4 protein-coding genes are annotated in these 9,092 nt (G+C 64.4%); all 4 read left to right on the forward strand.

The features are described 5' to 3' along the window. Positions 1-316: DUF1799 domain-containing protein (locus tag QPK31_RS25895; protein ID WP_290425764.1), on the forward strand; the 316-nt coding region annotated here is incomplete at its 5' end. 49 nt (positions 317-365) lie between these two features. Then, on the forward strand, positions 366-737 hold the full coding sequence (locus tag QPK31_RS25900) for a hypothetical protein (RefSeq protein ID WP_290425765.1): 372 nt from the start codon (positions 366-368) through the stop codon (positions 735-737). 68 nt (positions 738-805) lie between these two features. Then, on the forward strand, positions 806-6,811 hold the full coding sequence (locus tag QPK31_RS25905; RefSeq protein WP_290425766.1) for a phage tail length tape measure family protein: 6,006 nt from the start codon (positions 806-808) through the stop codon (positions 6,809-6,811). Continuing rightward, positions 6,808-8,292 carry a hypothetical protein gene (locus QPK31_RS25910; RefSeq protein ID WP_290425767.1) on the forward strand — a complete coding sequence of 495 codons (1,485 nt, stop codon included), beginning with the start codon at positions 6,808-6,810 and terminating at the stop codon, positions 8,290-8,292. Before QPK31_RS25905 ends, QPK31_RS25910 begins: the two co-directional genes overlap by 4 nt. The last annotated feature ends 800 nt before the right edge of the window (positions 8,293-9,092 follow it).

Genomic DNA, 9,092 nt, shown 5'->3' on the forward strand with positions numbered 1-9,092 from the left:
CGCTGAGGCGATGTACACGCCGGGTCCGACGAAAAAGGACCTGGCCCAGATGGAGCTCGCCGGCCTGACGCTCGAAGACTTCGACGACGAGGTGGTCGGGATCTGGCCGGAGCACTGGGACGCCTACGTGCTGTTCGCCTTCATGCGGACACAGTGGCGCGCCGGTGGCATGGGCCTGATTGGCCTGGACTACGCCGTCTTGCATCGGAAAATGGATCGCATGGAGCTGGACCCGGGGCAGTACGACGAGCTCGAGGCGGATATCCAGACCATGGAGTTCGCCGCACTCAACCTCATGAATAGTCGGGACGAGTAGGGCCGCGCTGGCGCTGGTGTAAGATTGCATTCTCATCATAGGAGGGGACATGCAGCGACTTATTCTGGCGGCCGCGCTCGGCCTGGCGAGCGGATCGGCTTTAGCCTTTGACATTGCGTGCGACAGGCCTGAATACCTGCAGCTCAAGACAGCGGATAAGGCCGAGCTTCAGCAGGAGTTCTGCCGGACTACGCGGGCACACCTCTTGAACATTGACCTGCACCGAGAGACTCAGTCCACAATTTCCAAGCTACGATCAATCGGTGCAGATACCTCGAAACAGACTGCCCAAGCTGAGCAGGATCTTACTGCAGCGTTGTCTTGCTCGAAGGCCGCTGCAGAATACGCCGGTGCGCTGGAGCGCCGCTTCAAGTCGAAGCCGCCTGCGGTGAAAGTCTGTACGTCGCCCGGCGGAATCTGATCCGGCAGTAAGCCAGTAACACACAACCAAGCCACCTTCGGGTGGCTTTTTTTATTTTGGGCCACGCCATGACCGATATCGTCAACAACGCAACAATTCGAGTGGTGGCAGACGCTTCGGGCGTGGAAGCAGGCTTGCGCCCGGCCGTCAACGCAGCCAACCGCGCGGGACACGCGATCACCCAGACCGGGGAGCGCTCCGCCACGGCGGCGCGTGCAGTGGAGAACTCGCAGCGCAACATCATCGCTTCGATCCAGCGCACGACCATGGCGATGGAGGCCGGCGGCCGTACCACGGCAGCCTACTATGAGACGATGGCGCGCAGCCGCGGAGTCGACCCGGCATCGCTCACCCCGTACTTGAACCAGCTTCGCGCGGTCGAGGCGGCTCAGACGCAAGCGACCCAGGCCACCCAAGCACAGGCAGCCGCCGCGCGCGAACTTGCCCAGGCCCAGGCATCGAAGGAATCGTTCCTGGCCGGCCTGCGCGAGCAAATTGCCCTGTTTGGCAAGTCCGCCGACGAGGTCCAGCGTTACCGCGCGGCTCAGGCCGGCGCCGCGCAAGAATCGTCGATGCTGATCCTTCAGCTGCAGAACATGCGCGCCGCGCAGCAGCAGTCCGAAGCGGCCGCGCGCGCCCAGGCAGCCGCTCAGCGCGAAGCGGCCCAGGCCGAAACCAGCAAGACCACGTTCCTTGATGGCCTGCGCGAACAGATCGCACTCTTCGGCAAATCGACCGAAGGCATCCTGGAATACCGCGCGGCGCAGGCTGGCGCGGCGGCGGAGGCCGCGCCGCTGATCGCCCAGCTGCGCTCGCTGCGCGAAGCCCACGAACAGGCTGGCGCGGCCGCACGTCAGGCGGCGCAGGCACAGCGCGACAGCGCCCAGGCCCAGACTGCCCGCGACAACTTCCTGGCTGGGTTGCGCGAACAGATCGCCTTGTTCGGCAAGTCGACCGAGGAAGTGATGCGCTATCGCGCCGCGCAAGCCGGCGCTGCCAGTGCGGCCGATCCGTTGATCGCGCAGCTGCGCACCCTGCAGCAGGCGCAGGACCAGGTTGCGGCCAGTGCACGCGCCGCCGCGCAGGCGCAGCAGGATGCAGCTCAGACGCAGTCGCGCCGCGACAGCTTCCTGGAAGGCCTGCGCGAGCAGATCGCCCTGTATGGCCGCTCCACTGAAGAAGTGCAGCGTCACCACGCTGCTCAGCTGGGCCTGACCGCCGTTGCAGAGCCGCTGATCGCGCAGCTGCACGCTATGCGCACGGCTCAGGAGCAGGTCGCGGCCGCAGCACGTGCCGCCGACCAGGCCCAGCGAGAAGCGCTGCAAGCCCAAGCTGGGAAGGACAGCTTCATTGCAGGACTGCGCGAGCAGATCGCGATGTTCGGCCTGTCGACCGAGGAGGTGAATCGCTACCGAGCCGCCCAACTCGGCTTGACCAGCGCCACTGAGCCCCTGATCGCGAAACTGCGCGACCTGCGCCTGGCGCAGGAGCAGCAGACCTATGCCACCCAGATGGAGGCGCAGGCGCAACGTGAGTTGTCCCAGGTTCAGGCCTCGCGGACGTCGTTCCTCAAGGGACTGGAACAGCAGGTTGCAGCCATCGGCAAAACGCGGACCGAAATGCTGGAGCTGCAGGCCGCGCAGTTGGGAGTCACCACGCAGGCGAAGCCGCTGCTTGACCAGCTCCACGCCCAAGACCAAGCTTTCCGAAATGGCGGAATGTCGGCGGCAGCAATGAGCGCCGCAATGCGCGGCGTGCCGGCGCAGATGACCGACATCATCGTCAGCCTTCAGGGCGGCCAGGCTCCGCTCACTGTGCTTATGCAGCAGGGTGGCCAGCTGCGCGACATGTTTGGCGGCGTCGGCGCTGCTGCGCGCGCGCTTGGTGGCGCAGTCCTCGGGCTGATCAACCCCTACACCGTGACCATTGCAGTGTTGGGCACGCTGGCCTATGCCTACAAGGCTGGTCACGAAGAGGCCGTGCAGTATTCGCGCGCCCTGATCATGACCGGCAATTTCGCTGGCACCACTGCGGGCCAGATGGCCGACATGGCGGCCAGCATGAAGGAGATCAACGGCTCGCAGGGCGTTTCGGCTAAAGCCCTGACTACCCTGGCCAGCACCGGCGCCATCGCCGGCGCCAACCTGGAGAAGTTCGGCACCGTCGCCGTCGACGCCCAGCGCGTGCTCGGCAAAAGCGTCGAGGACACTGCGAAAGAGTTTGCCGCACTCGGGAAAGACCCGCTCACGGCGCTCCGCGCCATGGGCGACCAATACGGCTTCGTCACCACCGAAACCTATCTCGCTGTAAGGGCGGCGCAGGTGCAGGGCCGCACGATCGACGCAGCTCGCATCGCGCAGAACGCGTATGCCGACGGCATCGCCAACCAAAAAGAGAAGGTGCTCGCGGTTCTCTCGGTTTGGGAGCGCGCCTGGATCAACATCAAGTCAGCAACGAGCAGCGCTTGGGATGCAGTTGTCGAATTCTCTGGGAGCCGTGAGCTGGGCCCCCAGCAACAGCTGGCCGCATTGGACAAGCAACGCACGGCTCTTGAAGAAAGCGTCGAGCGCCTGAAAAGGATCGGCAAGGCGCGAGAGGGCGAGAGATACGACCCGTCGAGGGATCGTGACGTATTGGGTGCGCAGGCGCAGATTGCTGCAAACGAGCGTGCTGTGAAGTCCATCAATGCAAAGGCTGCTGCCGACAAGAAGGCTGGCGAGGACGCTGCTTTGAAGGTTCAGCGCGAGGCGGCGGAAAGGGAATGGGAGGAAAAGCAGAGGATCCTGTTCACCCGCGCGGAGCAGCGCGACAGAGCTTTAAGGGCCGCGCAGACCCGAGGCGAACAGCTTGGTATCCCCCAGTCGTCGGCAGACCCAGAAGCCATCACAATCGATAAGCAATTGCTGGCAATCCGCCGTGAGTACAACGACGTCTTCATTTTGGGAGTCGACGCCAGCATTACAGCTCTGCGGAAACGCGGCGAAGTGGAAGATGCGCTGGCCCAACGTGCGCTCGCTCAAATTCAAGCAAGGCGGGATGCTGGTGAGATTACCGAAGACCAGGCCCTCCGCCAAGCAGCAGATGAAGAGTTGGAAAGTCTCCGGCGGCGAAAAGAGCGTCTTCAAGGAGAGCAGGCGCTGGTCGCAAAGAAAATCAATAGTGACCGTGAGCAAGTTGAGCTGGCTGGAAAAATCGCCCTCATCGACGAACAGCGAAAGAGCCGAGAGAAGCAGCTCGAAAACGATCTTGCTGCCGCCCAGCGTAACCGCTCGCAAGCCAGCCAAGACCTCTACATGCAGGGCGTCAAGGCAGCGGCCGCTGAGCTCACCGGCCTGCAGGACCAGGTCGAGGCGCAGCAGTTGGCGAATGAGGAAATCGGCCTGAGCAAGGAAGCCGTGGCGGCGCTCCAGGCAGAGCGCATGCTTGCGATTGCCACCCTGAAGGAAGAGACCGCCGCGCAGCAAGAGGCGGAGGAGGCCGGCAGCGTTACCGCCGCGCTCTACCGTCAGCAGGCCGAAGAGCTGCGCAAACTCGCTCTGCTCAAGCAGCAGGGTGTGGTCAACAATGGGATCGCGGAAGAGAACAAGAAGGCGCAGGACAGCCTGAAGGAGTTCCTCGACCCGGCCCGGGCCCAGACGTTCGGAGAGGCCTTGCGCGAGGCGTTCGGTACCGCGGGCGATTCGATCACGAAGATGACCGGCGCCCTGGATGCATTCGGCAAGCGTCAGGCGAAGATCGCGGAAGAGCGCGGCAACGCCGATCTGCTGCTTCGGAACGGGAAGATCGACGAGGTCAAGCACCTGGAGTACGTCGACAAGCTCAATGAGGAGGGGGCGAAAAATCGCCTTGCCGGCTATGGCGCCATGACCAGCGCTGCTGCCGGCTTCTTCGGCGAGCAGAGTAAGGGCTACAAGGCGCTGCAGGCCGCATCGCAGGTGTTCCATGCGGCCGAACTGGCGATGACGCTGGCCGAGCTGGTGCCGAAGGGTATCTCGGCGGTGTTGAGCCAAGGCTCTGGCGACCCATATACCGCGTTCGGTCGCATGGCAGCGATGGCTGCCATCGTGGCCGCTCTGGGCGTTGCCATCGGTGGCATCGGCAGCGGAGGTGCCAATCTGTCGGAGTCGCGTCAAAAGGCCCAGGGCACCGGGTCTGTGCTGGGCTCGGACGAAAAGTCCGAGTCCATCGCCAAGTCGCTCGACATCATGGAGTCGCTGGCATCGAAGGAGCTGGGCATCAGCACTGGCATGCTGAGATCGCTGCGCAATATCGAAGCCGGGATCAACAGCTTCTCGTCCCTGCTGGTACGCACCACCGGCGTCTCGGGAGATTTCGGCGCCGGCAGTGCGACGCGCGGCAGCGCCGACGCGTTCGGACGTTCGACCCTCGGCGTGCTGGCAACCGGCGGATTCATTGGCCTGGCGCTCGACAAGATCACCGGAGGCTGGATCGGGAAGATCACTGGATCTGTGCTGAATTCGGTGTTTGGCGGGAAGAAAACCGTCGAGGACACTGGCTTCACCATGAGTAAGGCGACCTACGCCAGCATTCTGACCGACGGGGTTAGCGCGTCGCAGTATGCCGACATCAAGAAGGACGGCGGATGGTTCAAAAAGGACAAGTATTCGACCGCACTGGAAGGCCTCGGCGCCGAGGGAAATCGCCAGATCGGACTGGTCCTCACTTCGATCTATGACACGGTCTTTGAGGCTGGCAAGCTCCTGCAGATCAACGCTGGCGACTTCTCCGCACGCCTGAACAGTTTCGTTGTCGACATCGGCAAGGTGACGTTGAAAGGCAAAACCGGCGAGGAAATCCAGAAGGAACTATCCGCGGTGTTCTCGAAGATCGGCGACGATCTTGCCACCTTCGGCGTGGCCGGCCTCACCGACTTCCAACAGGTGGGAGAGGGCGCGCTGGAGACCCTGACGCGTCTGGCGTCGAACTATGCGGGGCTGGACGCGGTTTTGGCCAGCATCGGCAAGTCATTCGGCGCTACCGGCATGGCCAGCATCGCCGCGCGCGAAGAGCTGCTGTCGATGGTTGGAGGCATTGAAGAGCTGGCAGACCAGGCGTCGTCGTTCGCTGAGAACTATCTGACTGAGGCGGAACGACTGGCCCCTGTCCAGAAGTACGTCGCCGAACAGCTCGGCGCCATGGGGCTTGCCACACTGCGTTCGCGAGAAGCGTTCAAGCAGTACGTCCTGGGCCTTGACCTGACCAGCTCGGCACAACGCGAGCAGTACGCTCAGTTGATGGCGCTGCAGGAAGCCTTCGCCCAGGTGTACCCGGCAATCGAGGATACGAGCGTGACGCTGGCCAGTGCCAAGTCAGCGCTGACGGATGCCTATAAGGCCGAGACCGCCGCGATCGACGCGACCATCAACCGGATGTCGTCGTTCGCGGCAACGCTGAAGAGCCTGCGTGACAACACGCTGCTCGGCGGTCTGTCGCCGCTGTCGCCTATGCAGAAGTATGCAGAGGCGAAGGCGCAGTACGACGCGGTGCTGGCGGCGGCGCGCGGCGGCGATGAAGCGGCGCAGTCGCAGTACCAGGGTGCGTTCAACGCGTTCCTGACTGCGTCGCGGGCTGTATTCGCCAGCAGCAGCCAGTACCGCTCCGACTTCGACTACGCGCAGGCGTCTACGGCGGAAGCTGAGCGCTGGGCCAGCGCCCAGGTCGACGTCGGCAAGGCGCAGCTGGAGGCGCTCAAGCTTTCGGTCAAGGGCCTGATCGACGTGGAGAAGTCCGTGCTGTCGGTTCGGGAGGCGATCCTCCAGCTCCATACGGTCATGAACAAGAACACGTCTCCGCTGACCGCCGTGGCGCCACCCGTCAACGTGCCGATCCCGTACAGCTCGTACGGCACCGCCAACACCGAAGCACTGGTGGCCGAGGTGAAGGCGCTGCGCACGGAGGTGTCGGGCCTGCGCGCGGATGCGAATCGCCAGACTGGCGACATCATCCGCGGCGGCGCTTCGGCGTCGCGCGACTCGGCCGAAACCATGGGTCGAATCGCAGCGTCGGCGATTAGTTCAATCAGCAGGTTCGAAGATAGGGTAGCTCCTGAATGACTGATCCTCAGTTCCTGGCCTGGCTGCAAAGCTCGGCCGCGTATCGTTGCGTCCTGATCGAGGCGGCGGCGCGCGTGAATGGCGTGGAAACCATGGTCTACATGGCGACCAAGGCATTCACCACGTCGCCGGCCGACAGTCCGGCCAACACGCAATACCTCCCGATCGCCACCGTCGGCACGTTGTTCACCGAGCGCCTGTCGCTCGAAGGTGACGGCGCGCTGTCGGCTGGTAACCTGGAGATCGACAACACTGCCGGCGTGCGCGACGCCTGGGCCGGCGCCGCCTACGTGTGGAAGAATCGGGAAATCCGTGCGTACATCGGCGACATTCGCTGGCCGCGCAGCGACTTCCGGATGATCTTCAACGGTATCGTGGCCGACATCGCGCCGAGCGGCCGGAGCGCGCTCCTCCTGAAGTTGCGCGACAAGCTGCAGCGCCTGAACACGGCGATCACGGAGGTGAAGCTGGGCGGCGAGACCGAGCAGAAGGATGCGCTCCTTCCGTTCGCGATCGGCCAGGTGTCGAACATCACGCCGCTGCCGATCAACCCGGCGACGCTGACCTATGGCTACCACTGCGCGTCGGCGGAGGGCGTCATCGCCAACGAGGCGCGCGACAACGGGGCGCCTGTGGCCATGACGTCGAACCCTGCCGCCGGCACCGTGACGCTGGAGTCAACGCCGGCCGGCGCCGTGACGCTGTCTATCAAGGGCGACAACGGCGCGGGCTATTGCGACACCGCGGCCACCATGTGCAAACGGCTGGCAACCGGCTACGGCAAGGCCGCAGACCGCTTCACAGCTGCGGATCTCGACCTGGCGAACATTGCCGCGTTTGACGCCGCGCATCCACAGCCGATGGGGCTGTATTCCACGGACCGGCTCAACGTGCTGGCGGCGTGCCAGATGCTGCTCGGCAGCATCGGCGCGCAGCTGGTGATGTCGCGCCTGGGCCTGATGCGCTTGATCCAGGTCGCACTTCCCGGTGCCGGCACGCCGTTCGTGATCCGGCCGGAACACATGGTCGACGGTACGCTGCAGCCCGCCGGCCGCACCGACGTGGTCGGCGCCGTAAAGCTCGGCTTCGCCAAGAACTGGACCGTGCAGGACGCCGGCACGCTGGCCAACCTGCCCGAGGTGCACAAGGCGCTCTTCACCGAGGAGTGGCTGACCACCACCAAGACCGACGCGGCGACGCTGGCCACCTACCGCCTGAACGCCGAGCCGGTCCAGGTCGACACGATGCTGCTGACCCGGGCCGATGCGGATGCTGAGGCACAGCGTCGGCTCGACCTGTGGAAGGTGCCGCGCACGACCTATGATTTCGACGGCGTGCCCGAGCTGCTGCAGCTCGAGCTGGGCCAGGCGGTGACCGTCTACAGCCCACGCTTCGGCATGGACGCCGGTGTCTCCGGCATCGTTATTTCACTGGCGCCCGACTGGAACACCGGGCGCGTCAAGGTAGGGTTCCTCGTATGAGCGCAGTGCTGAACGACCGCGACGCTATCCTGCAGGCCGCGACGGTGCGGATCGTCAATCCGAAGAACGCCTGGATTAACCTGACGGCAAGCGCGCCCGGCTTCCACCTGAACGCATCCGGCCAAGTGGACCTGGCAAAGGTGACCGTTACAGCGGACCTTGTTGGCCTGGATGATGCGGTCAGCTTCACCGCCGTCGGCGGCACGCTGTCGAACGCCGTCGACCGCAGCGTCGACGTCACCTATGACGGCGAAACCGCCATCGTCACCGCGAAGGTGGTGAGCAACGGCGACGAGTTTCAGCGCGCGCTCATCATCCCGGTGCTGCGCGACGGTGCGTCCGGTACCGGCACGCCTGGTGCGCGCGGCGCCGGCCACTACTACGGCTCGGGCACGGCCTGGACCGACGCCCTGGCAAATATCACGGTGCCGACCACCAAGGTCGTTGGCGACGTCGTGACGATCAGCGGCGGTACCTTCGTCATGGAGAAGCGCTGGACCGGCTCGGCATGGGTCGAGAATGGCGTGGTCGTCAACGGCCGGCTGATCGCGACCNGTTGGCGACGTCGTGACGATCAGCGGCGGTACCTTCGTCATGGAGAAGCGCTGGACCGGCTCGGCATGGGTCGAGAATGGCGTGGTCGTCAACGGCCGGCTGATCGCGACCGAGTCGATTCTGACTGCCGCACTGGCCACTGGGGCGATCACAACCGAAAAGCTTGCCGCAGGCGCTGTAACTGCTCGAAGCCTGGCAGTCATGGGCGACGCCAATAACCTTATCCCTGACCCACGCTTCAAGGA

Source organism: Massilia sp. YIM B02769, assembly GCF_030411995.1.
Taxonomy (GTDB): Bacteria; Pseudomonadota; Gammaproteobacteria; order Burkholderiales; family Burkholderiaceae_D; genus Telluria.